The sequence below is a fragment of the Actinoallomurus acanthiterrae genome (assembly GCF_054775715.1).
This window is the reverse complement of record NZ_BAAHCO010000001.1, coordinates 1,608,908-1,627,202: the sequence shown is the minus strand read 5'-3', so window position 1 is coordinate 1,627,202 and position 18,295 is coordinate 1,608,908. Positions and strand designations below refer to the sequence as shown.

18 protein-coding genes are annotated in these 18,295 nt (G+C 72.3%); 5 read left to right on the top strand and 13 right to left on the bottom strand.

Features of this window, described 5'->3' with window-relative positions; genetic code table 11:
* Positions 1-21: 21 nt before the first annotated feature.
* The 3 genes from ACYVF7_RS08095 to ACYVF7_RS08085 form a co-directional block, all read right to left on the bottom strand.
* A complete protein-coding gene (locus tag ACYVF7_RS08095) occupies positions 22-987 on the bottom strand; it encodes an NYN domain-containing protein (RefSeq protein ID WP_460337178.1) in 966 nt (321 codons plus the stop codon).
* A gap of 72 nt (positions 988-1,059) precedes the next feature.
* Complete coding sequence (locus ACYVF7_RS08090) at positions 1,060-1,503, bottom strand: GNAT family N-acetyltransferase (RefSeq protein WP_460337175.1); 444 nt, start codon at positions 1,501-1,503, stop codon at positions 1,060-1,062.
* Positions 1,504-1,550: 47 nt separating this feature from the next.
* Positions 1,551-4,127 (bottom strand): phosphoenolpyruvate carboxylase, encoded by a 2,577-nt coding sequence (locus tag ACYVF7_RS08085; RefSeq protein ID WP_460357829.1) that lies wholly within the window; start codon positions 4,125-4,127, stop codon positions 1,551-1,553.
* 136 nt (positions 4,128-4,263) lie between these two features.
* Between ACYVF7_RS08085 and ACYVF7_RS08080 the strand changes: the two genes are divergently transcribed.
* The 5 genes from ACYVF7_RS08080 to ACYVF7_RS08060 all read left to right on the top strand — a co-directional run bounded on the left by ACYVF7_RS08080 (position 4,264) and on the right by ACYVF7_RS08060 (position 8,135).
* Complete coding sequence (locus tag ACYVF7_RS08080) at positions 4,264-5,868, top strand: acyl-CoA carboxylase subunit beta (protein WP_460337172.1); 1,605 nt, start codon at positions 4,264-4,266, stop codon at positions 5,866-5,868.
* Positions 5,869-5,878: 10 nt separating this feature from the next.
* Positions 5,879-6,094: an acyl-CoA carboxylase subunit epsilon gene (locus ACYVF7_RS08075; RefSeq protein WP_460337169.1), complete on the top strand. Its 216-nt coding sequence runs from the start codon at positions 5,879-5,881 to the stop codon at positions 6,092-6,094.
* A 77-nt stretch (positions 6,095-6,171) separates the two neighbouring features.
* Positions 6,172-6,465: a type II toxin-antitoxin system prevent-host-death family antitoxin gene (locus tag ACYVF7_RS08070; RefSeq protein WP_460337166.1), complete on the top strand. Its 294-nt coding sequence runs from the start codon at positions 6,172-6,174 to the stop codon at positions 6,463-6,465.
* Between the two features lie 5 nt (positions 6,466-6,470).
* Positions 6,471-6,896 carry a PIN domain-containing protein gene (locus ACYVF7_RS08065; protein WP_460337163.1) on the top strand — a complete coding sequence of 142 codons (426 nt, stop codon included), beginning with the start codon at positions 6,471-6,473 and terminating at the stop codon, positions 6,894-6,896.
* Positions 6,897-6,941: 45 nt separating this feature from the next.
* Positions 6,942-8,135, top strand: a complete 1,194-nt coding sequence (locus ACYVF7_RS08060) for a YncE family protein (protein WP_460337160.1) — start codon at positions 6,942-6,944, stop codon at positions 8,133-8,135.
* 124 nt (positions 8,136-8,259) lie between these two features.
* Here the strand turns inward: ACYVF7_RS08060 and ACYVF7_RS08055 are convergent, their stop codons facing one another.
* The 10 genes from ACYVF7_RS08055 to ACYVF7_RS08010 all read right to left on the bottom strand — a co-directional run bounded on the left by ACYVF7_RS08055 (position 8,260) and on the right by ACYVF7_RS08010 (position 18,211).
* On the bottom strand, positions 8,260-11,322 hold the full coding sequence (locus ACYVF7_RS08055; RefSeq protein WP_460337158.1) for a hypothetical protein: 3,063 nt from the start codon (positions 11,320-11,322) through the stop codon (positions 8,260-8,262).
* A 204-nt stretch (positions 11,323-11,526) separates the two neighbouring features.
* Positions 11,527-11,946 carry a TadE/TadG family type IV pilus assembly protein gene (locus ACYVF7_RS08050; protein WP_460337155.1) on the bottom strand — a complete coding sequence of 140 codons (420 nt, stop codon included), beginning with the start codon at positions 11,944-11,946 and terminating at the stop codon, positions 11,527-11,529.
* A 17-nt stretch (positions 11,947-11,963) separates the two neighbouring features.
* Entirely contained in the window at positions 11,964-12,392 is a 429-nt protein-coding gene (locus ACYVF7_RS08045; protein ID WP_460337152.1) for a TadE family protein, read from the bottom strand.
* A gap of 89 nt (positions 12,393-12,481) precedes the next feature.
* Positions 12,482-12,940: a TadE/TadG family type IV pilus assembly protein gene (locus tag ACYVF7_RS08040; protein WP_460337149.1), complete on the bottom strand. Its 459-nt coding sequence runs from the start codon at positions 12,938-12,940 to the stop codon at positions 12,482-12,484.
* Positions 12,941-13,018: 78 nt separating this feature from the next.
* Complete coding sequence (locus ACYVF7_RS08035) at positions 13,019-13,258, bottom strand: hypothetical protein (protein WP_460337146.1); 240 nt, start codon at positions 13,256-13,258, stop codon at positions 13,019-13,021.
* A 47-nt stretch (positions 13,259-13,305) separates the two neighbouring features.
* Entirely contained in the window at positions 13,306-14,220 is a 915-nt protein-coding gene (locus tag ACYVF7_RS08030; protein ID WP_460337143.1) for a type II secretion system F family protein, read from the bottom strand.
* On the bottom strand, positions 14,217-15,182 hold the full coding sequence (locus ACYVF7_RS08025) for a type II secretion system F family protein (RefSeq protein ID WP_460337139.1): 966 nt from the start codon (positions 15,180-15,182) through the stop codon (positions 14,217-14,219). Before ACYVF7_RS08025 ends, ACYVF7_RS08030 begins: the two co-directional genes overlap by 4 nt.
* Positions 15,179-16,480: a CpaF family protein gene (locus tag ACYVF7_RS08020; RefSeq protein ID WP_460337136.1), complete on the bottom strand. Its 1,302-nt coding sequence runs from the start codon at positions 16,478-16,480 to the stop codon at positions 15,179-15,181. Before ACYVF7_RS08020 ends, ACYVF7_RS08025 begins: the two co-directional genes overlap by 4 nt.
* Positions 16,461-17,348 (bottom strand): hypothetical protein, encoded by an 888-nt coding sequence (locus tag ACYVF7_RS08015; RefSeq protein ID WP_460337133.1) that lies wholly within the window; start codon positions 17,346-17,348, stop codon positions 16,461-16,463. The genes ACYVF7_RS08020 and ACYVF7_RS08015 overlap by 20 nt, the downstream gene beginning before the upstream one ends.
* The gene (locus ACYVF7_RS08010) at positions 17,348-18,211 is read right to left on the bottom strand and encodes a CpaB family protein (protein WP_460337130.1); all 864 of its coding nucleotides are present in this window, start codon (positions 18,209-18,211) and stop codon (positions 17,348-17,350) included. The genes ACYVF7_RS08015 and ACYVF7_RS08010 overlap by 1 nt, the downstream gene beginning before the upstream one ends.
* Positions 18,212-18,295: the final 84 nt, after the last annotated feature.

Sequence of the window (18,295 nt, the reverse complement as noted above, 5' to 3'; positions counted from 1 at the left end):
GACCGGAGTGCGGGACTGCGGTCAGCGGCTCTTGCCGGAGACGCCCACGTTGAAGTCGAACTCCCGGTAGACGCGCGCCCAGAAGCCCTCGCGCAGCCAGTCGCGGGCCTCCTTGTAGGGGCGCAGCGAGTGGCCGAGCTCCTTCTCGCCCTCGATCAGCAGCTCCTTGTCGATGACCGTGGGCAGGATCGGGCCGGGCAGCAGGTCGCGGATGTTGTCGCGGCCGCGGGTGAGGATCCACTTGTGCGCGATGTGCTCGCCGATCTCCTCCACGCGGTCGCGGCTCGGGCCGAGCTTGGCGACGCTGGGCTGGGGGCGGACGGGCGGCGGCGCCGGCTTGGGCCGGGCGCCGAAGACCGCCGTGGGCGACGGGATCGGCTGGGTGACCGGCGTCTCCGGCGGGGCCTCGCGTGAGGTGTCGAGCATGAAGTACGGCTTGACGAAGTCGGCGTTGACGACGTCGACGGTGTCGGCCTCCCAGATCAGCCGCTCGGCCTGGTTGGTGCCGTACGGCGGCTCCACGCCCCACAGGTTGATGCGGACCCCGTAGGTCTGGGCGGCCTCGACGGCCGGGACCATGTCCTCGTCTCCGGCCAGCAGGATGGCGTCGGTGACGGCGCCGTGCCGGGCGAGCGTCTCCAGGTCCTCGCGGATCTGGGCGTCGACGCCCTTCTGCTGGTTGTGCTTGTTGAGGTTGCCGAGCCGGAGCTTCACCCGGGGCAGCGGCGCGACGACCCGCTGGTCGATCGTCGGCACGCGGTCGCGCGCGGCGTCGAACCAGTAGATGCGCAGCAACTCTCCGCGCATGCACGCGGACGCGCGATCCTCCAGGGCCTTGATGAGCCCCTCGGCGTCGACCCGGTACGAGCGACGGGAGGAGACGCCGAACAGGAGGTCACCCGCTGCGGCGTAGAGATACCCCACGTCTACGAGGATCGCGTAGCGCGGCAGCGGCGATAGGTGAGACACAGGCTCGCGAACAGTCATCACCTATGACTTTAGGTGAAGATCAGCCCCCCGTCCTCGGATGTGGGGCGGATGTGCGGCCTTTCTCGCCGCTCAGAGCCGCTTTCGCATGTGAACGACGCGGCGGCCGTCGATTCCCGCCCGGTCGGACTCGCGATAACCCAGGGATTCATACAGGCCGATATTAGAGATCATCTTCTCGTTCGTGTAGAGCCGCACCGCCGGCAGCCCGAGCGACCGGGCGCGGAACTCGGCGAAGGCCAGCAGCCGCCGCCCGAGTCCGCGCCCCTGACGATCCGGGCTGACCGCGACATTCTCCACAAGGAGCACGTCATCCTCGGGACGCAGGACGATCAGCGCGTCGATCATCCCGTCGATCTCCAGGACGTGGACCAGCCCCGCCTCGATCAACTCTCCGTAGTCGGCGGTGAGCGGGACGGGCTCCATGCCGATCACCGGAGTCCACGGGTCGTACGCCGCCTTGACGATCGCCTCCACCGACTCACGATCGACGGCTTCGGCCAGCCTTATACCCATGCACCCCTCTAACCGTCAGATCGACGAGAATCATCCATTCTCGGCGATCAGCCGGTGTTCTGCAGGCCGGCCGCGACCCCGGCGGCGGCCAGGAGCAGCAGGTCCTCGATCCGCTCGCGCTCGGCGTCGTCCTCGATCCCGGCCCGCAGCTCCTGCAGCGCGCGCAGCTGCAGGTGCGACAGCGCGTCGACGTACGGGTTGCGCAGCTCGACCGCGCGGGACAGCACCCGGCGGTTCTCGAGCAGGCGGGAGTGCTCGGTGACCTGCAGGACCAGGGAGCTCGTGCGGTCGTACTCGGCGAGCACCGTCTCGGCCAGCTCCGGCCGGTCGCCGAGGGCGAGGTAACGCTCGGCGATCGCGCGGTCCGTCTTGGCCAGGCTCATCTCCGCGTTGTCCAGCAGCGCGGCGAAGAGCGGCCACGAACCGTACGCCTCACGCAGCGCGTCGAGGTCGTCCACGGCGGCCAGGCCGCTGCCGAGGCCGTACCAGCCGGGCAGGTTGACCCGCGTCTGCGTCCAGGAGAACACCCAGGGGATCGCCCGCAGGTCGTCCAGTGAGGTGGTGGCCTTGCGCCGGGACGGCCGGGAGCCGAGCCGGAGGTTGGACAGCTCGTTCAGCGGGCTCACGCAGGCGAACCACTCCGGGAAGCCCGGCGACTCGACCAGGGACCGGAACGTCCGCTCTGCGGCCTCGCTGATCCGGTCGGCCAGCGGCCGGAACCGCTCGGCGGCCGCCAGGGCGTGCTCCTGCACCGCGGAGGTGGAGGCGAGCAGAACGGCGTTGGCGACCTGCTCGACGTGGCGCTGGGCGATCTCCGCGTGGCCGTACCGGGCGAAGATCACCTCGCCCTGCTCGGTCACCTTGAACCGGCCCGCGACCGAGCCGGGCGCCTGCGCCAGGACGGCCCGGTGGGCCGGGCCGCCGCCGCGCCCGAGCGCGCCGCCGCGGCCGTGGAACATCGTCAGCTTGACGTCGTGCCGGGCCGCCCAGGCCGTGAGCGCGCCCTGCACGTCGTACAGCTTGAGGGTCGCCGTCGTCGGGCCGAGCTGCTTGGCCGAGTCGGAGTAGCCGAGCATGATCTCCATGCGGCGGCCGGTCTCCAGGAGGCGGCGGCGCACCGGCGCCAGGTGGAGCATGCCGTCCAGCACGGCCGGGGACCGGTCGAGGTCCTCGCCGGTCTCGAAGAGCGGCACGACGTCGAGGACCGGCGCGTTGCCGCCGATCGCGGCGGCCTCGGCCAGCTCGTACACGGCGGCGACGTCGTCGGCGGTGCGGGTGAAGGAGATGACGTAGCGGCGGCACGCGTCGACGCCGAACCGCTCCTGCACCCACGCGATCACCCGCAGGGTGTCGAGGACCTCCTCGGTCTGCTCGCTCAGCGCGCCGCCGGCCCGCACCTCGGCGAGGGCCTTCTCGTGCACCTGGGAGTGCTGGCGGATCTCCAACTCCGCCAGGTGGAACCCGAACGTCTCCACCTGCCAGATCAGATGCTGCAGATCGCCGTACGCCTGGCGCGGCGCGCCCGCCTCCACGAGGGAGTCCTGGACGACGCGCAGGTCGGCGAGCAGGTCGGCCGGGCCGTCGTACGCCAGGTCGGCGTCGCGCAGCCGCGTGGCCTGGATCCGCTCGGCGGCGTACAGCAGGAACTGCCGGTGCGGCTCGCCCGGCGACCGCTTGCCGATCTCGGCGACGAGGTCCGGCTGGGCGGCGCGGGCGGCGGCGAGCGCGCCCGTGAGCGCCTGCGACGGCGGGGTGGTCGTCTCGTGCACGGTCAGCGTCCGGCCGATCCGGGTGCAGGCGTTGTCCAGCGCGCGCAGGATGTGGTCGGCCTGGATGCCGATCACCTCGCGGGTGATCTGGGCGGTGACGTTCGGGTTGCCGTCGCGGTCGCCGCCGATCCAGCTGCCGTAGTGCAGGAACGGCCGGGCCAGCGGCGGGCGCTCGCCGGTGCCGGGCGCCAGCGCGGCGTCGAGCGAACGGTAGATCGCCGGGACCACGCGGAAGATCGTCTCGTCGAACATGGCCATGGCGGTGCGGACCTCGTCGAGCGGGTCCGGCTTCGTCCGGCGCAGCTGCGACGTGCGCCACAGCAGGTCGATCTCCTCGACGAGCCGGCGGGTGATCTCGTCGCGCTCCCCGCTGCCCGCGCGCGGGTCGTGCAGGTCCGTCAGGAGGGCGCTGATCCGCAGGATCGCGGTGACCACCGCACGGCGGCGCGCCTCCGTCGGGTGCGCCGTCAGGACCGGGCGCAGCTCCAGGTCGTCCAGCAGCTCGCGGACGCGGTCCTGGCCGATCTCGGCCACGGCGGAGGCGACGGACTCGCGCTGCGGCGTCTCGCCGGTGTCCCGCTCCCGGAGCGTGCGGATCCGCTGGTGCTCCTCGGCGAGGTTCGTCAGGTGGAAGTAGACGGTGAACGCCCGGGCGACGAGCTCCGCGCGGTCGAGCGGCCAGCCGCCGACGATCGCGGCGACGTCGTCCACCGACGTCTCACCGCGGCGGGCGGCGATCACCGCATGCCGCAGGGCCTCCACGTCGTCGAGCAGGCTCTGCCCGCCGTACTCGACGAGGACGTTGCCCAGGAGGGAACCGAGCAACCGGACGTCACGGCGCAGTGGCTCGGGCATCTCCTGCCGAGCGGAGTTTCGAGTCGACACGCAGCTCAGGGTAGTTCGTCCCCATGAGGGGTCAGAGTCCCGTCTCGCTCCCTGAGATCCCGCCCCTCCTGGCAGCCTGATCGGCGGGCTGGCTACCCTGGCGTTCATGGCCACGCAAGCGCCCGAGCCCCTGCCCGCGGACGAGATCGACATCCACACCACGGCGGGCAAGATCGCCGACCTGGAGCGCCGCCGCTACGAGGCCGTCCACGCCGGCTCCGCGCGCGCGGTCGAGAAGCAGCACGCCAAGGGCAAGATGACCGCCCGCGAGCGGGTCGACGCGTTCCTCGACGAGGGGTCGTTCGTCGAGTTCGACGAGCTGGCGCAGCACCGCGCGCACGGCTTCGGCGTCGAGAAGAACCGCCCGTACGGCGACGGCGTCGTCACCGGCCACGGCACGGTCGACGGCCGCCCGGTCGCGATCTTCTCGCAGGACTTCACGGTCGCGGGCGGCTCGCTCGGCGAGGTGTTCGGCGAGAAGATCGTCAAGGTCATGGACCACGCGCTGAAGACCGGCTGCCCGGTCGTCGGCATCAACGACTCCGGCGGCGCGCGCATCCAGGAGGGCGTGGTCGCCCTCGGCCTGTACGCCGAGATCTTCAAGCGCAACACCCACGCCTCCGGCGTGATCCCGCAGATCTCCCTCGTCATGGGCCCCTGCGCGGGCGGCGCGGTCTACTCCCCCGCCCTGACCGACTTCATCGTCATGGTCGACCAGACCTCGCACATGTTCATCACCGGGCCGGACGTCATCAAGACGGTCACCGGCGAGGAGGTGACCTTCGAGGACCTCGGCGGCGCGCACACCCACAACACCAAGTCCGGTGTCGCGCACTACCAGGCCGCAGACGAGCAGGACGCCATCGAGTACGTCAAGGCGCTGCTGTCCTACCTGCCGTCGAACAACCTGTCCGACGCGCCGGCGTACGACACCCCGGCGCCGCCGGAGATCACCGACGAGGACCTCGAACTCGACACGCTGATCCCCGACTCGCCGAACCAGCCGTACGACATGCACACCGTCATCGAGCACGTCCTCGACGACGGGGAGTTCCTCGAGGTCCACGCGCTGTTCGCGCCGAACATCGTCTGCGGGTTCGGCCGCGTCGAGGGCCGGCCGGTCGGGATCGTGGCCAACCAGCCGATGCACTTCGCCGGCACGCTCGACATCGAGGCGTCCGAGAAGGCCGCGCGGTTCGTCCGCACCTGCGACGCGTTCAACGTCCCGGTGCTGACCTTCGTCGACGTGCCCGGCTTCCTGCCCGGCACCGACCAGGAGTGGAACGGCATCATCCGGCGCGGCGCCAAACTCCTGTACGCCTACGCCGAGGCCACCGTGCCGCTCGTCACGGTGATCACCCGCAAGGCGTACGGCGGCGCGTACGACGTCATGGGGTCCAAGCACCTCGGCGCGGACATCAACCTGGCCTGGCCGACGGCGCAGATCGCCGTCATGGGCGCGCAGGGCGCGGTCAACATCCTCTACCGCCGCGAGCTGGCCGCCGCCGAGGACCCGGACACCCGGCGGGCCGAGCTCGTCACCGAGTACGAGGACACCCTCGCCAACCCCTACATCGCCGCGTCCCGTGGCTACGTCGACGCCGTGATCAAGCCGTCCGAGACGCGGAGCCAGGTCGTCAAGGCGCTCCGCGCGCTGCGCGACAAGCGCAAGACCCTTCCGCCCAAGAAGCACGGCAACATCCCGCTGTAGGAGACGATCGATGAGCGAGCGCCCCTTCCTGCAGGTGGTGCGCGGCGACGCGTCACCGGAGGAGATCGCCGCGCTGGTCGCGGTGCTGACCGCCCGCGCCCGGGCGGCCGAGGCCGACGGTTCGACGCCCCCGCCCCGCCGGTCCGCGTGGGCGGACCGCTCCCGGCAGCTCCGCCGTCCCCTCCCCCACGGCCCCGGCGCCTGGCGCACCAGCGCCCTTCCCTGATGTCACGAATAGTAATTCGATAGACACATAGTGCGATCATCATCCATGCTGTGACAGCAGATGGGAAGGTGATCGCGATGACCGTCGCTCAAGGACACGAGCCAGAGCAGTACTGGCATCTCCAGGACGCTGAGCAGCGGTTCGATGAGGTAGTCCGCCGCGCCCAAGGTAAGGGGCCGCAGATCATCGCCCATGGCGAGACAGAAGCGGTGGTCGTCGTAGACATAGCGGCATACCGGCGAATGCAGCGACGCAAGATGACGTTCCACGAATTCCTACTCGCCGGCCCTCCTTTCCCGGACGACTTCGACCGGCTGATCGAGCGCGACGACGATCCGGGGCGCGACGTCTGCTCCTGGCTCGAGGAGTAACGGCGGTGTACCTCCTCCATACCAGCGTTGTCATCGAGCTACGCAAACGCGCATGTAACCCGGCCCTACGTGCATGGCACTCCTCGGTTGAGGGGGCTGAGACGTACCTCAGTTCACTGGTCATCGGGGAGATTACGCAGCGCATCGAGCGGCTCAGTCGGCGGGACGTACCGCAGGCCACGCTCCTGAGCGACTGGCTGAACGAACTCATGGAGGAATGTGCCGACCGGATCGTCCCAGTAGGCGGAGCAGCTGCGCTGATCTGGGGGCGCTGGAGTGGTGCCTGGAGTCGGCTGCCGGCCATCGACGGTCTGATGGCGGCGACTGCCTACCTCAACGACTGGACGTTCGTCACGCGCAACACCAAGGACGTCGCACAGACGGGCGTGCGGACGCTCAATCCGTTCGAACCGATGCCAACCTCTTCGTGATTACTCGCTCACGATCCGCCCTCAACCGGTTACAGTCGGGCAGCTATGGAGGGGTGCAGACCGGCGGCACGCGGCCGGATCGCGATCGCCGTGGCGCTGGCCGTCGGATGCGCGATCCTCGGCGGGTGCCGGTCGCCGGTGCCCTTCCGCGGCCGGCCGGGGCCCGACTCCCCCGTGCTGGCGCTCGGCGGGCCGGCGCCGTACGTCCGGCCTCGTGTCACGCCCTCGCCTTCGCTGGACCGGCGTGGCGCGTCCGACCGGAGTACCAGCGTCTACGCCGCGACCCAGGCGGGCATGCTCGGTTCCGTGGCCCGGCGCCTGCCGCCTCGGCTGTACGTCCCGGTCACCGGCGGCGCGGTGATCGACGTCATCGACGCCCGCACGTACCGCCTGCTCCGCCGCGTCCCGGTCGGCCGCGCGCCACGGCAGGTCGTCCCGTCCTGGGATCTGCGGACGCTGTGGGTCACCGAGGCGGCAGGGCTCGTGCCGATCGACCCGCGAACCGGCGCTCTCGGCCGTACCGTGCCCGTCGCGGACCCCGTGGACCTCTACTTCACCCTCGACGGCCGGGACGCCATCGTGCTGGGCACCCGGCCGGGACGCCTCCAACTCCGCGACCCGCGGACCATGCGGCTCCGGTCGGCCGTCCGCCTGCCCTGCCCCGACCCGGCGGGCGCCGACCTGTCCGCCGACGGGACCACCCTGCTCGTGGGATGTTCCGGATCGGGGCGGCTCGTCCGCGTCGACCTGGTCCGGCACCGGATCGCGGGGACGCTCCGGCTCGCGGCCGGATCGCGGCCACGGGACGTCCGGCTGTCCCCGGACGGCGGGACGTTCTATGTCGCCGACGCCGGTCGCGGCGGTGTGTGGCTGGTCGACGCCGAGCGCTGGCGCGCGGACGGCTTCGTCGCCACCGGACGCGGCGCGCACGGGCTCTCCCCCAGCCGGGACGCCAGAACGCTCTATGTCACCGGAGCGCAGGCCATCTCCCTGATCTCGTTCGGCGAGCGCCGCGTGGTGGGCCGCTGGCGCGTTCCGGCAGCGCCCGGCATGGGCGGAGTGTCGGCGGACGGCCGGGTGCTGTGGCTGTCCGCCCGGGCGGCCGACATGATCTTCGCCGTCTCCACGCGGACCGGGCGGATCCTCCGGCGCCTCCCGGTCGGCCCGTCCCCGAGCGGGCTGTGCGTCTTCCCGCAACCCGGCCGGTTCTCCCTCGGACACACCGGCATCTACCGCTAGTCATCGGGCCCGTCGCGCAGGAACCGCGGGTCACGTAGGAACCGGCTTGTCGCGTACGGACCGGCTGTCGCGTAGGAACCGGCTGTCGCTTACGGCCCGTACGGTCGTGTCCGCTGCTCGGCGATCAGCCCGCTCCTTCGGCGACTCCGCGCCACTGGGGGACCAGTTCCTCGACCAGGGCCTCGGTCTCAGGCTGCATCTGGGCGGCGAACGGGTCGGCGCTGACGCGGTCGCTCAGCTCTTCCACGACGCCGCGGACCGCGGCGTGGTCGCCGGTCGCGTGGGTGGCGCGCAGGAGATCCCGCCACAGGCCCTCGTCGTCCACCGCGAGCCGCAGCCCGGCGCGGGCCGCGGAGATCGCGCCCCGGGCGTCGCCGTCGTCGAGTCGCATGAGGACGAGCCGGTGCGCGACGTCCGCGATGCGCGCGGTCGCGTCGTACTCCAGGTCCTCGGCCGCCAGCCAGCCGTACCGGCCGCGCGGGCGGCCGTCCATGAGCGGGCCGCGTACGAGGTCGAGGGCGTAGGTCAGGTAGGCCGTCTCGGAGGCGGGTTCGGCGGCCGACCGCCAGACGAGCCAGCGGAACATCTCCCAGTCGACCCGGACCTCCGATCCGAGCCGGATCCGGCCGCGCTCGTCGTGGTACAGGTTGGGGCGGCCGCGTGAGTCGAGTCCGAGCCAGTCGGCGACGCGGGCGACCGTCGCGTCGCGCACCGGCGCGGCCACACCGCGCGGCCACACCGCGCCGCCCAGCACGGTCGGGTGCACGCCTTCGGGATGCGTCGCCAGGTAGACCAGGGCCTCGGTGCACAGCGCCCGGCGGCTCTCCTCCACGACGCCCGGCGCGTCCACCTCGACGGGGCCCAGGAGCCGGATGTCGACCGCCGGCCGGGTCTCCCCCATCGCGGGCGGCACGGCCGGCTCCGCGTCGATGCCGCCGTACGGGACGCCTTCCGCCCGCCCGGCGGTACGGAACAGCTCGACGACCGCCCGGTAGTGCCGCTCGGGGACGAGTTGCGCCTCGACGTCGAACCCGAGGACTCCGGCGCGGAGCCGCCCGTCGGGTGTGACGTCCCAGGTCCATGTCGCACCCGGCGTCTCGCCCGCGACGAGGTACCCGGCCGCCATCCGCTGGCCGGTACGGGCGAGGGCGACCAGGCGCTCGGCCTCCTCGGGCGTCGGCGGGTCGGCCATGATCAGGTAGTGCGGCATCCACGCCTCGCCGAACACGCCGCGGCAGCGGCCGGTGAGAACGGAGTCCGCGCCCGAGGCCGCCAGGGCCTGCCGCACCTCCTCGGTGCGGCTCTCGAGCTCCGGCAGCGCCTCGGCGAGCGTGGCGACGGCGCGGATGCGGTCCGGGGCGATCAGCGACAGCTCCTCACCGAAGCCGACCAGCGTGATCCGCATGTGGTCGGACCAGCGGTTCGTGGCGAGCTCGACCGCCACGGCGGCGAGCGCGGCGCGGCGGATCTCGTCCGGGCCCTGCAGGGAGATCAGGCCGTGCGCGGTCTCCAGGTCGACGAGGATCCGGCCGGTGTCGTTCGTGCCGATCGAGACCAGTCCCGGGTACGGCGCGAGGACGTCCGCGAGGTCCGCGGTGGCCACTCCGTCGAGGGCGCCGGCGTTCAGCCGCCAGACCTGCCCGTTGTCGTACTCCTCCCACGGCGCGGGCGGGTTGCGGTCGGCGGGGGCGATCCACAGGTCGAGGCTGTCGGTGCCGAGGTGCACCCCGTACACGGTGGGCAGCGTGCGCCCTTCGGCGGCGAGGGCCTTCGACATCTGCCGCAGGCCGAGGTCGAGGAGGCGCGTGGCGTCGGTGTCCGCGCCGATGCGCAGCGCCTGCTCGGCGAGCGCGGCCTCCCCGTCCGGCCGGGCGATCCTGGTGCCGAACGCCCGGCGCCACAGCTGCTCGCGCCGCCGCCGGCCGAGCACGGCGAGCAGCCCGGCGGCGAGCAGCGACGCCACGGCCAGTTCCTCGGGCCACCCGAAGGCCGGCAGGTGCGAGGGCCGCTCGGCGGGGGACTGCGGCGACTCCGGGTGGGCGGGTACCGTCCGCTCGGCGCGCGGCGACGCGTGGGCCGGCGGCCGTACGGGCGGCGCCGTGCCCGTCGGGTGCGGCGCCGGCGCGGCCGGTGGACGAGCGGTCTCCTGGCCGGGGGCCTGACCGCCCTGTTGCTTATGGCCGTCCTGGGAGCCGGTGCCGTGTCCGTTCTGCGAGCCGGTGCCCTGACCGCCCTGTGAGCCGGTGCCCTGACGGCCCTCCTGCTTCGCGTGCTCCTCCCGCGCCTCCTCGCGCGCCGCCCGCCGGGCCGCCTCGACCGCCTGCTTCTCGGTGTTGACGAAGCCGTGGTGGTGGACGCCGCCGGGGACGTCGGAGTGCGGCACCCCGTGCTCGTGCTGCCCGTCGTGCGGGCCCCGGTGGACGACCTCCACGTGCGTGGCGTCGGCCGGCATGTCGAGCACCCAGCCCGGGCGGATCAGGCTCGCCATGGTCAGCCGGGTGCCGTCCGGCTGCAGCTTGCCCTTGTTCAGCGTGTAGATCTCGCGGTAACGGCGGCCGTCGCCGAGGCACTTCTCGGCGATCTCCCAGAGGCTCTCGTGATGCCGCCCCTCCGGAGGACGGACCCGGTAGATCTTGCGGACGGCGTTGTGCTCCATGGGGACCGGCGCGTCGGAGTCCGCCTCCGGTGCCTGCCGGGTGACGGCTTCGGGGCGTTCGGCCGGCCGCGGCTGCTGGCGCGGCGGCGGGTCCTTGACCTGGACGTGCGTCGCGCGAGGCGCGGTCAACGCCGGTACGACGACGGTCGTCGCGGTGAACAGCAGCAGCGCGGCGACGACGAGCCGATGCGCGACCGCCTGCGGGCCGCCGGCGAACGGCACCCGGGCCGGCACGCCCACCCCGCGGATCCCGGCGTACACCTCCACGATCACGCAGGCGGCCAACTGCACCCACGCCAGCCACACGACGAGGACGAGGATGCGCATCAGCGCGGTGGTGTCCAGGCGCTGCGTGAACGTCTCCATCGACGGCATCCGGCTCGGGATCGGCGAGCCGAAGAACGTGAGCAACGCGAACGGGACGCCGGCGAGAAGCGCGGCGATGGCGGCGAGCGCGAGCACGCCGATGAGCACGTCACCGGGCCCTCGTCCGCGGTCGATCCGCGCGGGCTGCCGTCGTATGGCGCTCATACGCCCTCCCTTCTCTCCCGACCAAGCTGTTCTTCCCGACCAAGCTGTTCTTCCCGACCAACCAGCCCCGACCGACCTCCCGGCCCCGACCGATCTCCCGGTGTCGACCGACCTCCCGGCGTCGACCGATCTCCCGGCGTCGGAGGAGTGACCAGCGGCGCTGTGCTGATGATTCGCTCGCTCATCGGTCGCGCACCCTTCTCATCAGATCCCCTCCTGAGGGTGAGCGGTCGCCGCGGACGTCATCGTGAAGTCACTGAAGCCGGGGACGATCGCGAGCAGTTGCAGCCGGACCTTGATCTGTACGACGACCCGGGCGGTCCGGGCGCCCTCGATCTGGCACCTGGCCCGCCCCGTCACCTCGGGGTAGGTGGCCACGAGGCGTTCGGCGCGGGCGCAGGCCGCGCGCGGGTCGGTGATCCGCGCCTCGCCGGTCTGCCGCAGGACGCCCTGGTCCACCTCGTCGGCGGCGGCGCGGGCACCTTGCTCGGCGATGTCCGCGGCGCGCTGGCGGGCGTGGATCGCCAGGCCACCGTCGACGACCAGGCCGGCCAGCACGATGACGAAGAGGGCGAAGATCGTGGTGAACATCGCGACCGTCCCCCGGTCGCGGCCCTCGTCCACCGCCCTACGCCACCGGGTCAATCGATCCTCCGCAGTGTGTCGAGGGGAGCGGTCGCCTTGCCGACCATCGTCCTGGACGCCGACAGACCGATCAGCGACAGGCCGCCCAGGTCGATGTCGCACCGCACCGCGACGGAGACCTGGCCGCCAGGGCGCCAGTCGCGGAAGTCCGTGTCGGTCTTCGGCCCGCCCCGGCACCGCTTGTCGTCACTCATGGTCGCCTTCGCCGCGTTGTCCGCGTCGACCCGCGCGCTCCCGCGGTCGCGGGCGACCGACGCGGCCCGCGCCGCGTCACGGGCGGCGCCGTCGACCTGGCTCTGCGCCTCCACGATCCGGCCCAGCCCGACCATCAGCATCATGAACGCCACGAGGACCGGAGTCAGGATGGCCAGCTCCAGGGCCATCGTGCCCGCGTCCGGGGGCGTCGACCGCCTCAGGACGGTCACGCGCGCTGCGATCGACGGCCTCGCCGCCGAGGCGCTCACCGTGGGCCTCGGACTCGCCGCCGACGTGCTCTCCGTCGCCGGGCCCGTCATCACGGCGCATTCCCGCATGCCGTACCGGCGCCGACGTCAGGCCGGTAGCACTCGATCGGCCCACCGGATCGCTGGGTGACGTGAAGGGTCAGAAAGGGGACGACCCGCACCGCGGTGCCGGTGACGGTGACCCACCGTTGGTTCTGGTCACCGCCGGCCTGCGGCGTCACCCCGGTCAGCAGCTCGGGACCGATCTGCTGGATGTACTCCCGCGCCTTCGCCTCAGCCTGCCCCTTCCAGTCACCGCCGCCCTGTTCACGGGCCACCCGGGCACCGGACTGCGCCGCGGCGAGGGCGACATGCCGGGCGTGGTACACCATCGCGAATTGGACGACCAGCAGGATGACGAGCAGGAGGATCGGCGTCAGCAACGCGAGTTCCAAGGTGCTCGCGCCCCGGTCCGCCCTGCCGCGCATCTGCGTGCGGCGCGACGCTCCCCACGCCGTCATCTTCGTCATGCCCGTTCCCTACAGTGCGGGTCTGGCGACGGGTGACGAGCGACGAGGCCGCGTCCCACGTTGTTCGGTGCGCACACCTCATCCGCCGCCGGGGCCGTTATCCACGTTGATCTTGTTGGCGGCGGACTTGACCCGCCGGAAGATGATCCAGCCGACGCTGATCGCGATAAGGGCGAGGATCCCGGTGATGATCGCCCATTCGATGGCGGACGCCCCGCGGGATTTGTCGGGGTCCTGGCGGAGCCGTTCGACGCGCGCCTCGACGTAGGTCCGCGCATAGACGATGAGGGGGTCGTTCATCGGATTCAACCACTGCATGAAGCACCTCGGGGTGGGTCGGAGACAGTTCCCGTGCCGTCGTACGGTCATGTGGCGATGACCCGCATCACCGCCGGATAGGCAAGGAAGATCAGAAAACCGGCGCACAGCAGTAGCTGGGCGACGAGCATCGACTGGGACTGCTCACCTGCCTTTCCTTCGATGTCCGACAGCTCGCGGCTGCGCATGCTCGCCGCGCGTGCGGCGAGCGACTGGCGCACCTTCGCTCCGTCGTCGGCGACCAGGGCCAGCGCGGCGGACAGGTCGCGGAGCTCGTCGACGCTGACCTCCTCGCCCAGCCGGCCGAGTGCCTGCCAGGGCGTGATGCCGGTGATGCGGGCGTTGGACAGGGCGTCGCGGATGCGGCGCATGGCCCAGCCGTCGCCGACGTTCGCCGCGGTCATGAGGGCCTCGGGGACGCCGCGCCCGCCCGCGAGGTTCATCGCGACCAGGTCGAGGAAGGCGCTCACGGCGTGCCGGAAGTCACGGCGCCGCGCCGCCGCCTCCTGGCGCAGCTTCAGGTCCGGCAGCAGGAAGAAGACGAGAGCGAAGAGGAGGCCGACCCACACCGGCACGGCCACGGCGACCTGCATGCCCAGGAGGGCGAAGTAGCCGACGAGGATCGGGATGAACACGATCGCCGCCGCCGACAGCAGGAACTTCGTGGCCAGGAACGCCTCGAACGACCGGTCCAGCAGGGCGAGGTCCGCGCGGGCCGAGCGCTGCTGCCATCCCCGGGCCTCGTAGAAGGCCGCCAGGGAGCGGCCGACCTGGGCGCGCGGCCCGGCGAACCGGCGCGAGTCGCCGGACGCGCTGCGCTCGGGCTTCTTCTCGTCGCGACGGCGGGCGGCGTCGAAGGCCGCGAGGCGTGCGGCCAGGCCCGGCCGTGGCGGGAACAGGGCGCGGAACAGGAGGTATCCGCCCAGCCCGAAGAACGCTCCGGCCAGCAGCGCGGTGGTCATCGGGTGCCTCCCTTGACCGTGGGGTTGGGGCCGGTCCCGGTACGGCCCTGCCAGCGCGCGACCGTCTCGGGCACCTCGCCGGGCACGCCGGGCCGGTCGGTGTCGGACCCGCCGAGGAAGCGCTGCGGCATCTCGTACCTGGCGAGCCTGCGCAGCCAGAGGAATCCGGCGGCGAACAGGCCGACGACCACGGCGAGGACGAGCTGGCCGACGAACGAGTCGTACATCTTCACGTACGACCGGTTGAAGACGGCCAGCAGCAGCGCCGTGCCGACCGAGACGCCGACGACGATCTGGACGCTGCGGCGCGTGGTGCGGCGGTTCGCCTCGACGCGGCGCCGCATGTCGAGCTCGGCGCGGGCGGACGTCGAGAGCGCCCCGAGCATGTCGCGCAGGCCGGGGCCGCGCAGCCGCGCGTTGAGGATGAGCGCGGCGACCACGAGGTCGGCGGACGGGTCGTTCAGCTCGTCGCCGAACCTGCGGAGCGCGTCCGCGAGCGGCACGCGGGTGTGGAGACGGTCGACGAGGGTCCGTACGTGCGGCTCCAGCACGGGCGCCACCGCCCGCAGGGACGACGGGATGGCCTGCTCGAGGCCGACGGCGCCGGCGATGGTGTCGCGCAGTGACTCGGTCCAGGCGGCGAGCGCCTCGAGCCGGGCCATCGCACGGCGCTCCTCGGCGGCGCCGCCGCCGAAGGTGTTCCAGCCGAGGACGAGCAGGCCGGTGCCGACCGCCGCGACGGGCCAGCGGGTGACGATCAACGCGGCGACGCCGGCGATGACCGCCAGCGCCGTACGCGTGGTGAGCGTACGGATCAGCTCCTCGCGGCTGCGCCCGGACGGCCGGCCCGGGTGGGGCCGTACGCCGCGGATCGCGATGATGAGCAGGAACAGGCCGCCGCCGATCATCGCGCCCGCGAGGATGGCCGGGAGCGTGGCGAGGTCGGAGAGGGCGGGCGTCACCAGGAGACCCCGAGGGACGGGTCGTAGCCGAAGGGTACGAGCTCCTGGGCGCAGGCGATGGGCGCGGCGGTCACGGCGGTGCCGTCCGGGCCCGGTTCGAAGATCTCGCTGGACAGGACCCGGCCGTCGCAGCCGGTCACCTCGCGGATGCTGGAGACGAAGCGGCGCAGCCGCCCGCCGTGGACGTAGTCGTTGCGCTTCTCGATGAAGATGACGAAGTCGATGGCACCTGCGATCAGCATGTGCGTGGCCTCGATCGGCAGCCGCTCGTCGGACTGCAGGGCGTACGTCGCGATCCGGTTGAACACCTCCCACGAGGAGTTGGCGTGGATCGTGGACAGCGAGCCGTCGTTGCCCTGCGTCATCGCGTTGAGCATCGTGACGATCTCGTCGCCGAGCACTTCGCCGACGATCACGCGGGAGGGGTTCATGCGCAGCGACCGGCGGACGAGCTCGGCCATGGTGATCGTGCCCTGGCCCTCGGAGTTCGGCAGCCGCTCCTCGAGCGCGACGGCGTTGGGGTGCAGCTCGGGGAAGTGGTCGAGCCCGAGCTCCAGCGCGCGTTCGACGGTGATGAGGCGTTCGTTCGCCGGGATCTCATTGGCGATGGCCCGCAGCAGCGTCGTCTTCCCGGCGTTGGTGGCCCCGGCGATCATGATGTTCTTCCGGGCCGCGACCGCCGCGCGCAGGAACAGGCCGATCTCGGTGCTGAGCGTGCCGTTGCCCACCAGGTCGGACAGGAACACTTTGCCCAGCCGGGCCCGGCGGATCGACAGCGCGGGCCGTACGGTGACGTCCATGACGGCGGACAACCGGGACCCGTCGGGCAGCCGCAGGTCCAGCTGCGGATTGGCGGAGTCGAACGGCCGGCTGGACAGCCCGCTGTAGGCCGCGAGGATCTGGATCAGCTCGACGAGCTCCTCGTCGGACTCGGCGACCGGCTCGCCCATGACCTCCCGGCCGTCGGCGTACCCGATGAACACCCGGTCGCAGCCGTTGACGTCGATGTTCTCGATCTCGGAGTCCTCGAGCAGCGGCTGGAGCCGGCCGACCCCGAACAGCGCGGCGTGCACGCCGGCCGCGAGCTGTTCTTCCTCTTCGGCGTTCGGCGGCCGGCGACCGGCGCCGATCTCCGACCGGGCGTACTCCTCGAGGACCTGCCCGATCAGGGCGCGGGCGAACTGCCGCTCGTCCTCCGAGCTCATCGGGGCGATGCCGTTGGCGGCGTCGAGGCGGCGCTGGTCGGCGAGCCGCCCGCCCACCTCCTGCCGCAGTCGCTTAACGAGACTGTGATCCACTAGCCGCTCCCTGCCCCTCGCGGCCCGTCTCCGGGCCGCCCGCGGCCCGCGCGAGCCCGCCCGCGATCTGCCGGGCCGAACGAATCAACAGTGACCTGTCAAGCCTTCCGCCCCATCGCCCCCTCAGCATTTCAGCACCCTTCGGATCCAGCGCGAAACCCCCCAGAACGCTCGCGGGCAATTTGGCATTGGAAATGATCCGGCCGACCTCGGTGAGTGAGGTGCGGTATTCGCGGGGATCGGCCACGACGACCACACCGATCGGCGGCGCGGCATGGCCACCGAGTTCCGATGCGAGGGAATTAATGCGTTCACGCAGGTGAGCGACGTGTTCAAGGGTGGCGCGGGTGAACAGGACGATGGTGGACGCCTCGCGGAGCAGATCGGTCGCCACGGATCCGGCGCCCAGCCGCCCGCAGTCGGCGATCACGTCGACCGAAACCCCGCCGGACGAGACGGGCCCGGGCGGACCGCCGTTGACCGGTGGTGCGGCACCCTCCCTCGGAGGCCCGGGGACGGTGAGGTCCGCGAACGCTCGGCCGAGGGGCCCCCACAGCCACGTGAGCCCCTGCGCCTGCTCGGCGTTGGTGAGGCCGACGAGCACGTCCAGGCCGCCGACGAGCCGCTGCGTGTGCTCCCAGATCTGCTCGGCGCGCAGCCCGCGCCGCGCGGTGGCGGCCAGGCTCAGCATGCCGCGCGCGGGGTTGAGCATCCCTCCGTCCTCGCCGGGCAGCCGGTAGACCAGGTCGCCGCCCGCCTGGTCGCACTCGGCCAGCATCACCGGACGCGGCCAGACCGCCGCGATCGCGACCGCGGCGGTCGTGACGCCCGGCGCGCCCTTGTCGGCCGCCAGGACGATGAGGGCCATCAGGGCCTGCCCGTCGAGCCACCGCGCGTGGTGCCCGCCGTGGGTCGGCGCGTGGTGCGCTCAGGGGTGGGGTGCTCGCTCGGCTGCTGCTCCGTCGTCGACTGCTGCGGTGTCGGGGGGACGGCCGGCTGCGGGGAGGAGGCCCGCGCCCGCTTTCCCGACGCCTGCTCGCCGGGCGCGAGGACGGCGACCGCCACCGCGCCCGCCGACGCGGCCTGGGTCACGAGCGGCGCCTCGTCGGTGGGCACGGTCACCGACACCTGGACCTGGTCGCTCTGGACGTCGTTCTGGCCAGGCTCGGCGACGTCGTACACCATCGCCACCGGGGCGAGGACGGCGCCGCCCTGGATGCCGGTCTGTCCCTGCACCGCCACGGCGTACACCGCCACGCGGTCGCCGGGGTGCAGGCCGCCCGCCGGAAGCTGCCCGGGCTTGAGGGCCAGCCCGACGACGACGGTGCCCTTGGCCGCCGAGGCGGCCGTGCTGATCATCCCGTTGGTCAGCAGCGAGCCCTTGACGAGGGTGACGGTCGCGTACGTCTCGGTGACCTTCGCGCGGTCCCGCCACGGGATGTAGTCGAGGCCGCCGGCCGACGAGACCTGAACCTCCTCCAGCGCGGACGCCGGAATCCGCTGCCCCGCCGCCACCGGCTGGGCGACCCGGATGACCGGGACCCGCTGCCCGCTGGCCATCACCAGATAGGCGCTGACCAGCGCACCTCCGACGATGAGCAGGACGGCCAACGCCGCCATCGCCGGCTTGCGCTCCCGGGGCGGCACGGGAATCCGGTGGCCGGCCGCCACCGCGAGCGAGGGCCGCCCGGAGGTGTCGGCGACGCTCTTGCGATCACTGCTCGTCGTCACTGGCTGCTCCGCCAATTCGGGGGATTGCGGACTGTCGGCGTTGACGGGTACGCGGCGAACCATCGTTCCGCCCTTACCGCCCGG

Excerpts from the sequence above, each read along its gene's own strand:
- ACYVF7_RS08095 (WP_460337178.1), bottom strand. The coding sequence starts at position 987 with ATGACTGTTCGCGAGCCTGTGTCTCACCTATCGCCGCTGCCGCGCTAC.
- ACYVF7_RS08090 (WP_460337175.1), bottom strand. The coding sequence starts at position 1,503 with ATGGGTATAAGGCTGGCCGAAGCCGTCGATCGTGAGTCGGTGGAGGCG.
- ACYVF7_RS08085 (WP_460357829.1), bottom strand. The coding sequence starts at position 4,127 with ATGCCCGAGCCACTGCGCCGTGACGTCCGGTTGCTCGGTTCCCTCCTG.
- ACYVF7_RS08080 (WP_460337172.1), top strand. The coding sequence starts at position 4,264 with ATGGCCACGCAAGCGCCCGAGCCCCTGCCCGCGGACGAGATCGACATC.
- ACYVF7_RS08075 (WP_460337169.1), top strand. The coding sequence starts at position 5,879 with ATGAGCGAGCGCCCCTTCCTGCAGGTGGTGCGCGGCGACGCGTCACCG.
- ACYVF7_RS08070 (WP_460337166.1), top strand. The coding sequence starts at position 6,172 with ATGACCGTCGCTCAAGGACACGAGCCAGAGCAGTACTGGCATCTCCAG.
- ACYVF7_RS08060 (WP_460337160.1), top strand. The coding sequence starts at position 6,942 with ATGGAGGGGTGCAGACCGGCGGCACGCGGCCGGATCGCGATCGCCGTG.
- ACYVF7_RS08055 (WP_460337158.1), bottom strand. The coding sequence starts at position 11,322 with ATGAGCGCCATACGACGGCAGCCCGCGCGGATCGACCGCGGACGAGGG.
- ACYVF7_RS08040 (WP_460337149.1), bottom strand. The coding sequence starts at position 12,940 with ATGACGAAGATGACGGCGTGGGGAGCGTCGCGCCGCACGCAGATGCGC.
- ACYVF7_RS08035 (WP_460337146.1), bottom strand. The coding sequence starts at position 13,258 with ATGCAGTGGTTGAATCCGATGAACGACCCCCTCATCGTCTATGCGCGG.
- ACYVF7_RS08030 (WP_460337143.1), bottom strand. The coding sequence starts at position 14,220 with ATGACCACCGCGCTGCTGGCCGGAGCGTTCTTCGGGCTGGGCGGATAC.
- ACYVF7_RS08015 (WP_460337133.1), bottom strand. The coding sequence starts at position 17,348 with ATGGCCCTCATCGTCCTGGCGGCCGACAAGGGCGCGCCGGGCGTCACG.